At 59.1% G+C, this 13919-nt stretch carries 9 protein-coding genes; 6 read left to right on the forward strand and 3 right to left on the reverse strand.

The window, feature by feature from the left end; genetic code table 11:
• Positions 1–224: 224 nt before the first annotated feature.
• Both AOA59_RS25000 and AOA59_RS25005 read left to right on the forward strand, forming a co-directional pair.
• A complete protein-coding gene (locus tag AOA59_RS25000; RefSeq protein WP_099489455.1) occupies positions 225–5081 on the forward strand; it encodes a dermonecrotic toxin domain-containing protein in 4857 nt (1618 codons plus the stop codon).
• Between the two features lie 63 nt (positions 5082–5144).
• Positions 5145–5363 (forward strand): DUF2970 domain-containing protein, encoded by a 219-nt coding sequence (locus AOA59_RS25005; RefSeq protein ID WP_065911407.1) that lies wholly within the window; start codon positions 5145–5147, stop codon positions 5361–5363.
• Here the strand turns inward: AOA59_RS25005 and AOA59_RS25010 are convergent.
• Positions 5360–6427 (reverse strand): ABC transporter substrate-binding protein, encoded by a 1068-nt coding sequence (locus AOA59_RS25010; protein WP_099489456.1) that lies wholly within the window; start codon positions 6425–6427, stop codon positions 5360–5362. The two genes, AOA59_RS25005 and AOA59_RS25010, sit on opposite strands and share 4 nt — an antisense overlap.
• 422 nt (positions 6428–6849) lie before the next feature.
• Here AOA59_RS25010 and AOA59_RS25015 point away from each other — a divergent pair, with 422 nt between their 5' ends.
• The 3 genes from AOA59_RS25015 to poxB all read left to right on the forward strand — a co-directional run bounded on the left by AOA59_RS25015 (position 6850) and on the right by poxB (position 10873).
• On the forward strand, positions 6850–8508 hold the full coding sequence (locus tag AOA59_RS25015; protein WP_017136919.1) for a nitrite/sulfite reductase: 1659 nt from the start codon (positions 6850–6852) through the stop codon (positions 8506–8508).
• On the forward strand, positions 8492–8986 hold the full coding sequence (locus AOA59_RS25020) for a DUF934 domain-containing protein (protein ID WP_017136920.1): 495 nt from the start codon (positions 8492–8494) through the stop codon (positions 8984–8986). The genes AOA59_RS25015 and AOA59_RS25020 overlap by 17 nt, the downstream gene beginning before the upstream one ends.
• A 162-nt stretch (positions 8987–9148) precedes the next feature.
• Positions 9149–10873, forward strand: a complete 1725-nt coding sequence (gene poxB, locus AOA59_RS25025) for a ubiquinone-dependent pyruvate dehydrogenase (RefSeq protein ID WP_099489457.1) — start codon at positions 9149–9151, stop codon at positions 10871–10873.
• Positions 10874–10876: 3 nt separating this feature from the next.
• On the opposite strand, the gene AOA59_RS25030 is transcribed toward poxB, so the two are convergent.
• Positions 10877–11731 carry a LysR family transcriptional regulator gene (locus tag AOA59_RS25030; RefSeq protein WP_058421483.1) on the reverse strand — a complete coding sequence of 285 codons (855 nt, stop codon included), beginning with the start codon at positions 11729–11731 and terminating at the stop codon, positions 10877–10879.
• A gap of 95 nt (positions 11732–11826) precedes the next feature.
• On the opposite strand from AOA59_RS25030, the gene AOA59_RS25035 reads away from it, so the two are divergent.
• Positions 11827–12468 carry an FMN-dependent NADH-azoreductase gene (locus tag AOA59_RS25035; RefSeq protein WP_099489458.1) on the forward strand — a complete coding sequence of 214 codons (642 nt, stop codon included), beginning with the start codon at positions 11827–11829 and terminating at the stop codon, positions 12466–12468.
• Positions 12469–13356: 888 nt separating this feature from the next.
• Here the strand turns inward: AOA59_RS25035 and AOA59_RS25045 are convergent.
• The gene (locus tag AOA59_RS25045) at positions 13357–13914 is read right to left on the reverse strand and encodes an NADPH-dependent FMN reductase (RefSeq protein WP_069788419.1); all 558 of its coding nucleotides are present in this window, start codon (positions 13912–13914) and stop codon (positions 13357–13359) included.
• Positions 13915–13919: the final 5 nt, after the last annotated feature.

Raw genomic sequence — 13919 nt, forward strand, 5'->3', positions numbered from 1 at the left:
GTGATAGGGAATGACAGAACATCACCGTCCAGGCCTTGGTCGGTGGTGACTATGTAGAGAAGCTGACTGTTGCCAAACCGAGCGAAACCCACGGTGGGGCGGTAGGCGATAATCGCCTACCGCATCTGCGATGACGAAATGCGATTTCCTGTACCGGACCACCCCCGGTTCGCTGAGCCGGCAGCCTGAGAAACACCGGTTCCACACAGAAAAAGGATTTCGTCATGCCCGACCCAACTGCTCCTGCATTACCCATGGCGCTGAGCCAATTACCCGCCAAAGCCGTTCATGCACATTTCGCCACCCGCCCGGTGTTGTATTCCGTCGTGTTCAACGCACTGCGCAACCTCATCCTGGAGCGCTACCCTACCCTTGAGCTAAACCTGCTCGACGTGCAACTAGCCATTCCGACCTCCACCGGCCATTACACCTACCGATCGTTGATGGAAGTCACCCTCGCGCATGTCCTGAACCCGCAATCGCTGGACCTTCACTCAAAACGCGAACTGCCCTATTACCTGACGCAGCAAATCCCCAAGATTCTGAAACCCTTGCCGCCCGCGCTCATCGACATGAAAGTCATCGCGCAAATCATCGACGAACTGCGCTCATCGCTGTACCTCTATTTTCAGTACGACCTGGCCGACTACTGGAGCGTTATTGACAGCCACGGCAACAGCCGCTGGCAATGGCTGGGCACCTTTCTCAACGGTCAAATGACCGCAGCGGCAGCGGGCCAATCAAGCCTGAACGACACCCAGCGGGATATGCTGACTGTCGTCGCCGCCTGGCCGGTATTACTCGAGCGTCTGCCCCATTCTTCGCCCCCTACCTACACCTATTTCATTGAAAACACTTTCACCACCGCCGATAAGCAAGCGCGCTTGCTGACGCCGCACCTGCTGCTGGTCCGTGAAAAACAAGTGTTGCTGTACAGCGTCGCCGGCGTTATCGAGGCGTTTGACTCCATTGATGCCTTCGGTCAGGCCTGGGGCACGCGGATGCAGGACCAGTACCAGTTCGACAGCATGACCTGGAGGCGCAATGAACCAGACGGCAATGTGTTCGAACAGCAAGCCGGCTTGATCCTCAATCAACAACTTGAAGACTTGGCGACGCTTGTGTTTGAGGGGCAAGACGAGAAAACCCTTGAGCGACGCTTGGACAAAATCACCAATCCGGCGCTGCTTTTTACCAACATCCCGACACCCGCAGCCCCGCTCATGCAAAAAGTCAGTGACCACCTGCCTGAATGGTTCAAGCAAGCCACAGCCACTGACAGCTTTGCCTACCACCGCCACCTTCAGGACATGGCGCGGGTGTTGCGACAAAACCAAGGCCGATCATTCGATCAGGGCATTGAAAGCATCCACCGCTTCAGCCGTGAAGCGCTGCGCAAGCAGATGCAGGCCGATCATGAAGATTTCGACCCCGATGAAGTGGTGCTGGACTTCACCGTGACGGCCGGGCTTCCAGGCACTGCCGGTATAATCGAGCACGTGCGTATGTCGTTGACAGAACTGGCCCTGAAGAACCTGGCCGGTAAACCCTCTGGCGTGTTGAAGCTATCTTCCAAAGGCGCCACGCCGTTGCCCGAATGGTTGAACGAAGAGTATCTCTTAGGCAGAACCGGGCTGATCCAGCGCGTCGACATCGGTACCACCTACCCGCAAAAAATCAAGGATCTACTGTTGTCCGACACGGATGACGCCCGGCAACGCGAGACGTTGTTCACCCGCGAACTCAAGGTCAAGCTGCCGATGCTGGCGCTGGAGTGCAAGATCCGGCAACTTAACGGCGTTACTGTCACAGGCTACCGGTATGTGAAGGCATTGATGGGTGAGATGCCAACGGACAGAGTCGTCGACGAACAGGAGATCGTCCTGCGCCCTCTGGCCCTGTGTCGTAAACCCGGGGCCAGGCCCGATGAAGTCAACAATGTATTTATCATTGAACCGCGTGACGCCAGCGTCGGCCCGCACTTGCTGTATCGGCCGCTGTATGACGAGGCCCTACATGAATTTCCGACCCGCCAAGCCCTGCTGGATGCGCTGGTCACACCCGGCGAACTGCAAGACAGCATACTGACGTGGCTAACCGACAAGGCCCGCCCCATCTATGACCACGGCGGAATCAAGGAACCTCACATCGTTCATTTCTTGCCTGGAGATGAGTTCCCCCCCCCTGAAAAACCAAGCCCTGCCACTCTGGCCATCGATGAGGGCGCTGGCGAATGGATGCAGTCGCAAATCAACGGACAACTGCTCAGCCATCTATTCGGCAGTACTGCAAGGGCCCTGGTTGACCTGGCGGATCGCGAGTCGGTATCCAACAGCGAAAGCCGCTGGGCCGTTATGATGGAAGGTGCCTGGCTGCTGTTCAATACCCTGTTGCTGCCCTTGGTACAGGGGCCGGCCATGCTGGTGGGGTGGTTCATGGTGCTGGTCAGCAGCCTGGAGCAGGATTTGGCCGGCCTGGACAGTGAAGACCCAACCACCCGTGAGTTGGCGCTGATTGATCTGTTGCTCAACACCGCGATGGTGTTGCTGCACACGGCGACACCCACCAACAGGTCACACCAACCGCTGTCGGAACCGAGCGCAGCGGAGCACACCCTACCATTGCGAGCCTGGCGTCGCACCGTGGGCCTGGCCCACCAGCAACCTATCGCAGAGGTCCGCATCGGCTCAGTGGCATTTCCCGGCGAGCCGCCGGCGACAGGCCATACCACGCTGGACTTCAGCCGCTCGATTGCCAGCCCTCAAGCCAGCGCAAAATTGCTCAAGGCACTGTTGGAAGTGAAGGTGCCTTGGCCCGACCCACTACCATCCCCACTGCCCACGGGTGTTCTCAAAGGGCTCTATTGGATTGAGGAAAAATGGCATGCCAGCGTTGGCGGGCTGCTGTTTCAGGTGAGCGTGGTGCCCGGTTTCGGCGACGTCTATCTGATTGATCCGCAGCATCCGTTGCATCCAGGCTTCAGGCTGGTCACCGACGGCCAGGGGCATTGGCGGTTGGACCGACATGCCAGGCTGGAGGGGGGCATGCGCAGGACCGGCATCAGCGCACTGCGAGCGCTTAAGACCCAACGTATCGCCGAGCTCGGCTCGGAGCTGGCCATCCTCAATCAAGAAGCGCAGGTCCTGGCAAAACATGCCCAACCGTTCAACGAAGCCGTCGTGCGCAGTGGGGCTCAACTTGACGAGCGGCTGCTCGCCTTGAGGAAAGATTGGGAATTACTCAGCAACCCCGAATTACTCCCCGCATTACGCCCCAGAATCGCTGAGCGGCATGAACAAAGGCAAGCCTCGACACTGCACGCCAAAAGCGCATGGGGCCTTGCATTCGAAAACTATCAGGAAAATACACAGCCCTTTATAAACGCACTGGAAGCGTCGGTGGCCAAAGTTGACGAACTGATAGCAGTGGACAGGGTAGAAAAGGAATACACCGATTTACGAAATAACGTCATAACTAACATTTACCAGCATTGGCTATTTACCTATGGCTACCTGCATAAAAAAATCTCACTGACGCTGCAAACCCCGCGCGGCGAAAGCCTTCTTGAATTGCTCAATCGTATGAACAGAGAACTGCCAGACAAGGTCACGGACGGCTACAAGGCGTTCATCCGTGGCGCCACGCAACGATTAGAAACGCTTAAAGAAGCCCTCGATGCCACAGAAAAATACGAAGCCACACTTAAGCAAGCGGGCGCGGCACTGCATGAAAAACTGTTGAGAGACTTCAACCCTAGTCAACCCATATCCTCATTCCGGATAAAGCAAAACATTTTGTTAGCGTTTATTGAACTGCTAGTGAATCGTGCACTGGATACCGATAAACCGGAACAGCGCCCTTTTCTCGACGTGCTCACGGATCGCCAACTCTACGCCAGTATTAACACGCATACGGAAATACAGACGACTACCGGCTACTCCACCTCAGAGCAAATGGACGTATTCAAGAACTTACTTCAGCAATATGAACAGCTGGGAAGTGCCGTCAGCTCGTTAATTGAAATGGGTTCCCCGCTCATTCAAGAGGACTATAGCGCGCCGTTCCTGGAACAGCTCAGCGAGGCCCGCGCCGATGTTGAAGCACGGCTTGCGAACCTGATCCTGATTGAAGAAAAGATTACCCCTCAACCTGCGCAGGATAAAACCAAACGGCAAAAACCGAGCAACCGGAGGGTGATCAAAACCGTCGACAAGAAGAGCCTGGTGGGCGACATGCGCCCGAGGACGGCTGACGCTTCAGGTAATTACGTCGACATCAAGGACCCGTTCACCAATGAGGTCTTCGCCACTTACCATGAACATGCCAGTGAAAACGTCTGGAAAATTGTCGATCCCGAAGGTCCGAAAGCAAAGGCTCCCGCGCCTGCGGCTCGATCATTGAAGAGGATAAAGGCGGATGCACAGACCCTCGACGGCCAGCGGGCCGGTATTGATGCGAGCATTCTCTTCCAACAGAGAGGGCTTCGAGAGCCCAGCCGAGTGGAAAGCCTGAGTCCTTACGAATGGGACGTTATGTTGAGCCAACACGCGGAAAAATTCGAAGCCCTCGCCACAGAACTCAAACGCGACCACAGTGCCAATACCGGTGCCATCGTGTTGATCGATGAATACCAGGCCAAGGCCGGAGACGCCACAACAGCGGCCCGCATAGCCTGCGCCGAGGGTTACAAACTACAGCGGCCCAAAGCCGATAAAGTCGCCTATTTATGGAAGCATGGCTTTGTCGATATCAATCTGCTGGGCAGTCGTATTCCACTGGCGGCCGGTGACTTCCTCACCGAGTACGTGATTCGTGACCGGAGCAAAATCAAAGCAGGAGCAACGTTCGAAGAGACCGTGTTGTGGTACGCCCACTTCCACTACCCAGCCGTCGATACGCCGCCCTCGCAATCGCCTTTCGGCCACCTCAAGACCAAAGAGGATCGGCGTTTCACCCGTGCTCAACTGATCGAGAAGGCACGCTCGAGCAACCGCGCGTTAGTCATCTACGAGACCGCTAAAATCTGGCCACCACTGGACCAAGAGTTGTTTCTCAAGCTGGAGGTACTGATACCTGAGTGAAGTTCCAGGTCGGGCGGCCAGATTGTCTATGCTCTGTAGGATAATCCGGCTGACGAGGGCTGTATGGACGATCCAATCGATAACAAGCCGCCGACCTTCTGGCAGATGCTGCACAGCGTGATGGCGGCGGCTTTCGGCGTGCAAAGCGGCAAGAACCGCGCCCGCGATTTCACCCACGGCAAGCCCAGCCACTTTGTGATCCTGGGCATTCTGTTCACGGCAGTGTTTGCCCTGACCCTGTTTGGCATCGTCAAGCTGGTGCTGCACCTGGCCGGCGCCTAACGCAGCAGCAGTTGCAGGCTGAACGGGTAGCGATAGGACGCAGGCTTGCCCACGGCCGACAGCGCACGGAAATCCACCGCCGTTGTCGGCCCTGACAAGCGGCGGGCCTGCGCGCTGTCGATGAGTTGGAACAGCGCCTGCTGGCGATCACGCCCCCCATAGGCGCTGATGTCGAGCCCCTGGGCATCATCATGGATCAGCACCATGGCCCAACCGCCCAAGGTGAAGTGACCTGCAACCAGGGTGGTCAGCCGCCCCCCAAGACGCGCCTGCAGGATCTCGGGCGAGCTGTTGACCGCGCTGAACAGAACGTCCTTGCCCGGCACCCGCCCGCTGTCTTGCAAAGCCTGCATTGCCCCCAGCGCCATCTCGTCATTGGCTGACCATACCAGCGCTGTCTGTGGGTAACGCTTGAACATCTGCGTGCCTTGTTCAAAGGCGCGTTGACGGTTCCACTCACCATAGACCAATTGGCGCAGGCGCACTTCGGGGTGCTCGGCCAGGGCCCGGCGCAAGCCTTGTTCGCGCAGTTGTGCGGCCGGGGTATTTTTGGCGCCGGAAAACGCCAGCAGGCCGAGCGACTCGCCTGGGGCTATCGGGCCATGTTGGCGCACAAGATCAGTGAGCATCAGATAACCGGCTTGCTCGTCGTCGGCCACCAGGCTGCCGATCCACTGCGCGTCTTTATGCGCATCGAGCAACTGGATCTGGTCGGCGGTGAGCGCATTATTGACCATCAGCAACTTGACCCCAGTGCCCTGGGCCATGCGCAGAATCTGCGGGGCGACGTATTGCTCGTTCACCAGCACCAGGTAATCGGGCCGCTCGCCGCCTTGCAGCGCCTCACGGGCATGAACCAGCGTGTTATCCGCGTTGCGCTCGGAATAACGCACACGCAAATCCAGGCCGAGGTCCTTGGCGGCGGCCTGCATGAATTGCGCGTAGCTGACCCAAAAGGTTTCCGTGGACGCGCCCGGGTTGAGAAACACCACTGACGTCGCCTGGGCCATCGCCCCATAGACCGACCCCAGCAACCCCACACACGCAATCAGAACCTTCAACATGGTTATTTGTGCCTCGAATATTGATCGCCATCATAGTGGCAATGCGACAGTCAATCGAGGTTCAATCAACCTTCTTTATTGGTGGCTAACCCAGAACACGGCGGTTCCAACCACCAGGATTATCAGAAACAGAATGGCCCAGGCATCAACGGTACTGTCAGGTTTACGGGCTTTGGTGGAGTTGCTCATCGCATCGCCTCTTGTCGGTTTTATAGGTGATTGCACGAAGACACGAGCACAGTAAAGTTGATGATTGCCCGCATGACAAATGTGGGTATCGCGATAACGGTTCTCATTAGTCAATTTGGTTATTTACATATACTCAAACATCACTTTTGCGCATAAACGCAAACTGGTATCGTGCGCCGGCTCCGTTGGGAGTGCGCGGCCGTGCGCGCAGATTTGCCGAGAACAGGACCTATATGTACGTATACGACGAATACGATCAGCGCATCATCGAGGACCGCGTCAAGCAGTTCCGTGATCAGACCCGACGCTACCTAGCAGGTGAACTGAGCGAAGAAGAGTTCCGCCCTCTGCGCCTGCAAAATGGCCTTTATGTTCAGCGCTTTGCGCCGATGCTGCGGGTTGCCGTGCCTTATGGCCAACTGACCTCGCGCCAGACGCGCATGATGGCCAAGATTGCCCGCGACTTCGACAAAGGCTACGCCCACATCAGTACCCGCCAGAACGTACAGTTCAACTGGCCGGCGCTGGAAGACGTGCCGGACATCCTCGCTGAGTTGGCGACCGTGCAGATGCACGCGATTCAGACCAGCGGTAACTGCCTGCGCAACGTGACCACCGACCAATTCGCCGGCGTTGCCGCTGACGAGCTGATCGACCCACGCCCGTGGTGCGAAATCGTGCGCCAGTGGACCACCTTCCACCCGGAATTCGCCTACCTGCCGCGCAAGTTCAAGATCGCCATCAATGGCTCGACTTCGGACCGCGCAGCGATCGAAGTGCACGATATTGGCCTTGAGCCGGTGCACAACGCCGCCGGCGAGTTGGGCTTCCGTGTGCTGGTGGGCGGCGGCCTCGGCCGTACGCCGGTGGTCGGCGCCTTCATCAATGAGTTCCTGCCCTGGCAGGACCTGTTGAGCTACCTCGACGCCATCCTGCGGGTTTATAACCGCTATGGCCGTCGTGACAACAAGTACAAGGCCCGAATCAAGATCCTGGTCAAGGCGCTGACCCCTGAGGTATTTGCCCAGAAGGTCGACGCCGAGATGGAACACCTGCGCGGCGGCCAGACCACCCTGACCGAAGCCGAAGTCCACCGTGTGGCCAAGCACTTCGTCGACCCTGAGTACAAGGCCCTGAGCAATCAGGACGCCGAACTGGCGGCCCTCGACCAGCAGCACCCAGGCTTTGCCCGTTGGCGCACGCGCAACACCCTGGCGCACAAAAAGCCGGGCTATGTGGCCGTGACCCTGTCGCTCAAACCTACCGGCGTTGCCCCGGGCGATATCACCGACAAGCAGCTGGACGCCGTCGCCGACCTGGCCGAGCGTTACAGCTTCGGCCAACTGCGCACCTCCCACGAGCAGAACATCATCCTCGCGGACGTCGAGCAGAGCCAACTGTTCACCCTGTGGGGCGAGCTGCGCGAAGGCGGTTTTGCCACGCCGAACATCGGCCTGCTGACCGACATCATCTGCTGCCCGGGCGGCGATTTCTGCTCCCTGGCCAACGCCAAGTCGATCCCGATAGCCGAATCGATCCAGCGCCGTTTCGACGACCTGGACTACCTGTTCGACATCGGCGAGCTGGACCTGAACATCTCCGGTTGCATGAACGCCTGTGGTCACCACCACGTCGGCCACATCGGCATCCTGGGCGTGGACAAGAAAGGCGAAGAATTCTACCAAGTGTCCCTGGGTGGCAGCGCCAGCCGCGATGCGAGCCTGGGCAAGATCCTCGGCCCGTCCTTCGCCCAGGAAGCCATGCCCGAGGTGATCGGCAAGCTGATCGACGTGTACATCGAACAGCGCACCGAAGATGAGCGTTTCATCGACACCTACCAGCGCATTGGCATTGACCTGTTCAAGGAGCGCGTCTATGCAGCGAATCATTAAGAACAACGAAGTTCTCGACGAAACCTGGCACCTGCTGCCCAAGGACGCGAGCTTCGACGGCATTTCCAACTGCGACGACCTGATCGTGCCGCTGGCCCTGTGGCGCGAACACGGGCACGCCCTCAAGGCCCGCGACGGCGGCCTGGGTGTGTGGCTGGACGCCGACGAGGAAGCCGAAGAGATCGGCGACGACGTGCAGCACTTCCAGGTCATCGCGCTGAACTTCCCGGCCTTCACTGACGGGCGCAACTACTCCAACGCGCGCCTGCTGCGTGACCGTTATGGTTACAAGGGCGAATTGCGCGCGATTGGCGATGTGCTGCGCGACCAGCTGTTCTACCTGCGCCGTTGCGGGTTCGATGCCTTCGCCTTGCGCGCCGACAAAGACCCGTATGAAGCGCTGGAAAGCCTCAAGGACTTCTCGGTGACCTACCAGGCTGCCACGGATGAGCCGTTGCCGCTGTTCCGTCGCCGCTGAGCCTGCTGCTGTGAAAAACCCTGGCTTGCCAGGGTTTTTTTATGGGCTGCATTCAGTCGGCCCCATGACGCAATCTTCACATTTAAGGGTGAACATCCGTCGTGTTCGAACTGTCCTCTACTGATCAGCAGCCTTTAACCTCACTGACGATTGGAGTTCTTCATGGCGAAAATCAACCTGGCCCAGCAGTTGGCGACCACCCTTGAACAGGCGGGCATCAAGCGCATCTGGGGCCTGACCGGCGACAGCCTCAATGGCCTGACCGACGCCCTGCGCACCATGGACAGCATCGAGTGGATGCACGTGCGCCACGAAGAAGTGGCCGCCTTCGCCGCCGGCGCCGAGGCCGCTGCCACCGGCGAGTTGACGGTGTGTGCCGGCAGCTGCGGGCCGGGTAACCTGCATTTGATCAATGGCCTGTTCGACTGTCATCGCAACCATGTGCCGGTGCTGGCCATCGCCGCGCAAATCCCCTCCTCCGAGATCGGTCTGAACTACTTTCAGGAAACCCATCCGCAGGAACTGTTCAAAGAGTGCAGCCACTTTATCGAGCTGGTCACCAACCCGGCGCAGATGCCCCAGGTGCTGCACCGCGCCATGCGTTCGGCGATCCTCAATCGCGGCGTGGCGGTGGTGGTGATCCCAGGCGATATCTCGCTGCTCGAAGTGGAAGACAAACTCAAGCCCTGGCCGGCCCTGCACGCGCCGCGCACCTTGCCGGCGGAACAAGACCTGCAGCGCCTCAGCGAAATCCTGCACAGCAGCGAGAAAGTCACCCTGTTGTGCGGCAGCGGCTGCGCCGGCGCCCACGACCAGGTGGTAGCCCTGGCCGATGCCTTGGGCGCGCCGGTGGTGCATGCCTTGCGCGGCAAGGAGCATGTGGAGTGGGACAACCCGTTTGATGTGGGCATGACCGGCCTGATCGGCTTCAGCTCCGGTTACCACGCAATGCTCAACTGCGACACGTTGATCATGCTCGGCACCGACTTCCCCTATCGCCAGTTCTACCCGACCGATGCCAAGATCATTCAGGTCGACCGCAACCCGCAGGCGCTGGGCCGTCGCGCCACCCTGGACCTGGGCATCGCCGCCGACGTGAGCGAGACCATCGACGCACTGCTGCCACGCCTGACACGCAAGACCGACCGCAGCTTCCTCGACACCTCGCTCAAGCACTACGAGAAAGCCCGCCAAGGTCTGGATGACCTGGCGCAGCCATCGAAGGCCGACCGACCGATTCACCCGCAGTACGTGGCGCGCTTGCTCAGTGAGCTGGCCGATGACGATGCGATCTTCACCGCCGACGTCGGCTCGCCCACCGTGTGGGCGGCGCGGTATTTGAAGATGAACGGCAAACGTCGCCTGATCGGCTCGTTCAACCACGGTTCGATGGCCAATGCCATGCCCCAGGCCATCGGCGCGCAGGCCGCGTTCCCCGGGCGCCAGGTGATCTCGATGTCCGGCGACGGCGGCTTCGCCATGTTGATGGGCGACTTCATCTCGCTGGCGCAATTGAAATTGCCGGTGAAAGTCATCGTGTTTGATAACTCGTCACTCGGGTTTGTCGCCATGGAGATGAAGGCCGCCGGCTACCTGGACACCGGCACCGAGCTGAAAAACCCGGATTTTGCCGCCATGTCCAATGCCATGGGCATCCTCGGCATTCGCGTGGAACAGTCCGAAGACCTCGAACCGGCCTTGCGCCGCGCCCTGGCCCATGACGGCCCGGTGCTGGTGGATGTGGTCACCGCTACCCAGGAATTGGTGATGCCGCCGACCATCAAGCTGGAACAGGCCAAGGGTTTCAGTCTGTACATGCTCAAGGCGGTGATGAGCGGGCGTGGCGATGAAGTGATCGAACTGGCGCGCACCAACTGGTTGCGCTGAGCCTCAGTGGCGACGCACAGCGCCGTAGCGGACCACCACCTGGGTGATTATCTCAACCAGGCGCGGGTCCGCCTCGGGCGCGCTGAACAGGCGGAATTCGGCATCCGGCAACGCGGGTAAACCGTGTTCGGCGCCGAGTACCGTCAAGCCCGGCCCGACTTGGCTCTGCGCCATGGGTGCAATCGCAAACCCGGCCAACGCGGCGGCATGCAGCGCAGCGTAACTGCTGCACTGCATGGCGCTGCGCTGGGCGATGCCGGCCTGAGCCAGACGGGTCAGCGCCGCCTCGCGGTACGGGCATGGCTCAGGGAACAAGGCCAGTGGCAACGGGTTCGGCAAGGCCACCAGCGGCTGCCCGGACCAAGCCCAGACTAATGGCTCACGCCACAGCGCCAAACCTGGCTCACTGGATTCGCACAACGAGCCGACCACCACATCCAGCTCACCCTGCTTCATCAAACTCAGCAACGAACCGGGAATGCCCACCTGCACGCTGATATGCATGCCAGGGTATTGCGCCGCGACGTTTTGCAGCTCACGCAACAGGCGCGCGTCCGCGAACTCTTCCGACACACCTACGCGCAGGTTTCCTTCAAACGCCGAACGCGTCAGCTCGGCCCAGGCGTCCCGGTTCAGCGCAAGGATGCCACGGGCATAGGCCATCAGCCGTTCGCCATCGGGCGTCAATTGCTGTGAGCGCGTGGTGCGGGTGAGCAAAGGCTTGCCCACCTGCTCCTCCAATCGGCGCAAATGCCCGCTGACGGCCGATTGCGTCAGGTGCAGGCGCTCTGCGGCGCGGCTGAAACCGCCCTCATCGACCACAGCGACGAAGGTTTTGAGCAACAAGGCGTCGAACATATTCTGATTGGTGATCAATAGGTGATGAAAAGACGATTTATATTCCAATCAGCATTATGTTGCAATGCTCTGGTCAACTTACCCGAGGCCCCACCATGACCACGCTCCTGCACATCGAATGTTCGCCGCGCAAACAGCGCTCCGCGTCACTGGAAATCGCTCGCCAGTTTATCGCCCGCTACCAGCAGAACGCCCCGGATACTCAAGTAGTGACCCTGGATTTATGGGCGCTGGACTTGCCGGAGTTTGCCGGGCCGGTGATGGACGCCAAATACGCGGGTATTGCGGGCACGCCATTAAGCGAAGAACAAAGCGCGGCCTGGACCACCCTCAAAGCGCTGGCGGCTCACCTGCATCAGGCAGATGTGCTGGTGTTCTCGGTGCCATTGTGGAATTTCGCGATTCCCTACAAGCTCAAGCACTTTATCGACGTGGTGTCGCAGAAGGACGTGCTGTTTGAGTTCAGCCCGGAGCATGGGGTGCGGGGCTTGCTGCACAACAAAATCGCGGTGAATGTGTATGCGCGGGGGATGGATTTTTCGGCGCCTGGCGCGCAGGCGATGGACTTTCAGAAGCCCTATATGGAGGCTTGGCTGGGGTTTATCGGGGTGACCGATGTGCACTCGCTTTATGTGGAAAAAACTATTTTGGGGGCGGAGGTGGATCAGGGGTCGCGCCTTGAAAGTGTGGGGGTGGCGCTGAAGCTTGCTGACCGATTGGGGTTGGTTGGGGGTTAGGGTCTGCTGAGTGTATATCCGTTATTTAGGTAACGGCGGCTTATGGTTTCGCTCTTACAGCGACTCACTTTTCGAAGGACCGAAAAGTAAGCAAAAGGTCCTCGCCCCAACACTCGGTGCCTCGCTGTGGCTCGGCATGCCCGCAATCCGACACTGATTTGGGGGGTCGCCGCCACGCGCCATCCATGGCGCGGGGCGGCTAAACCGGCATCCCTGCCGGTTTACCCCCCAAATCACTGTCAGATTCCGGCCATCGTGTTTGACGGGGCGATTTCAGATCAAGATCAAGATCAAAAGCGCAGATCAAAAGACCGCTGACTTCGTCATCGAAAAGGATGTAAGAGCCGGAGCAACAGCAACAGCAACAGCAACAGCAAAGCCATACTCGGTCAAAGGTGGGAGCGGGCTTGCTCGCGAATGCGGTGGGCCAGTGACAGATAAATTGACTGACCCACCGTATTCGCGAGCAAGCCCGCTCCCACATTTAGACGCCGCGGCATCAGGTAGATAGGCTGTTGCTTTGCACTTGATCTGGCTTTTGCTTCAACCACTCAGGTCGGCTTTCAGGCCGCCGTGCTCTGCTTTTGATCTTGCTTTTGATCTGAGGCGCCCCGTCAACCACGATGGCCGAACGCAGGCTTGAATCCGTGGGTAACCCGGCAGGACGCCGGGTTAGCCGCGCTGGGCCAAGGATGGCCCATCGCGGCGGCCCACGGATTCAAGCCTTCGTTCTGGCATGCCGAGCCACAGCGAGGCACCGAGTGGTGGGGCGAGGACTTTTTGGTTACCTTTTTGGTCCTTCAAAAAGTGACCCGCCGTAAGGGCGGAACCCTAAGCAGCCGTTACCGCAGCAACGGATATGTACTCAATCACCACGCCCTCCCCCCATCAACCCAACTGTTTCTCAACCCACTTACCATACCCATCAATAAACGCCTGCAAAAACGGCCGGGTCTTCTCCGACACCTTACCCGCCTCATCAAACACGCTCCCCGCCCCGCCCAGGTACGCCTCGGGCTGCTGCATGCAAGGCACATCCAGAAACACCAGCGACTGGCGCAGATGGTGGTTGGCACCAAACCCACCAATGGCCCCCGGCGACACACTGATGATCGCCCCAGGCTTACCCCCATAGGCACTCTGCCCATAAGGACGCGACCCAACGTCAATGGCATTCTTCAACGGGGCGGGCACGGAACGGTTGTATTCCGGGGTTACAAACAACACCGCGTCGGATGAACGTACTTGCTGACGGAAAGTACTGTAGGCTGCCGGCGGTGCTGCACCGTCGATGTCCTCGTTGTAGAGCGGCAAATCGCCAATTTCCACAATGCTCAACTTGAGATTGGCGGGGGCCAGTTCGGCCAGTGCCAACGCGACCTTACGGTTGATCGACTCTTTTCTAAGGCTGCCAACCAGGACGGCAATCGTGTAGACCTTGCTCATGAGGT

This window comes from Pseudomonas sp. 2822-15, from assembly GCF_002742515.1.
GTDB classification, from domain to species: domain Bacteria; phylum Pseudomonadota; class Gammaproteobacteria; order Pseudomonadales; family Pseudomonadaceae; genus Aquipseudomonas; species Aquipseudomonas salomonii.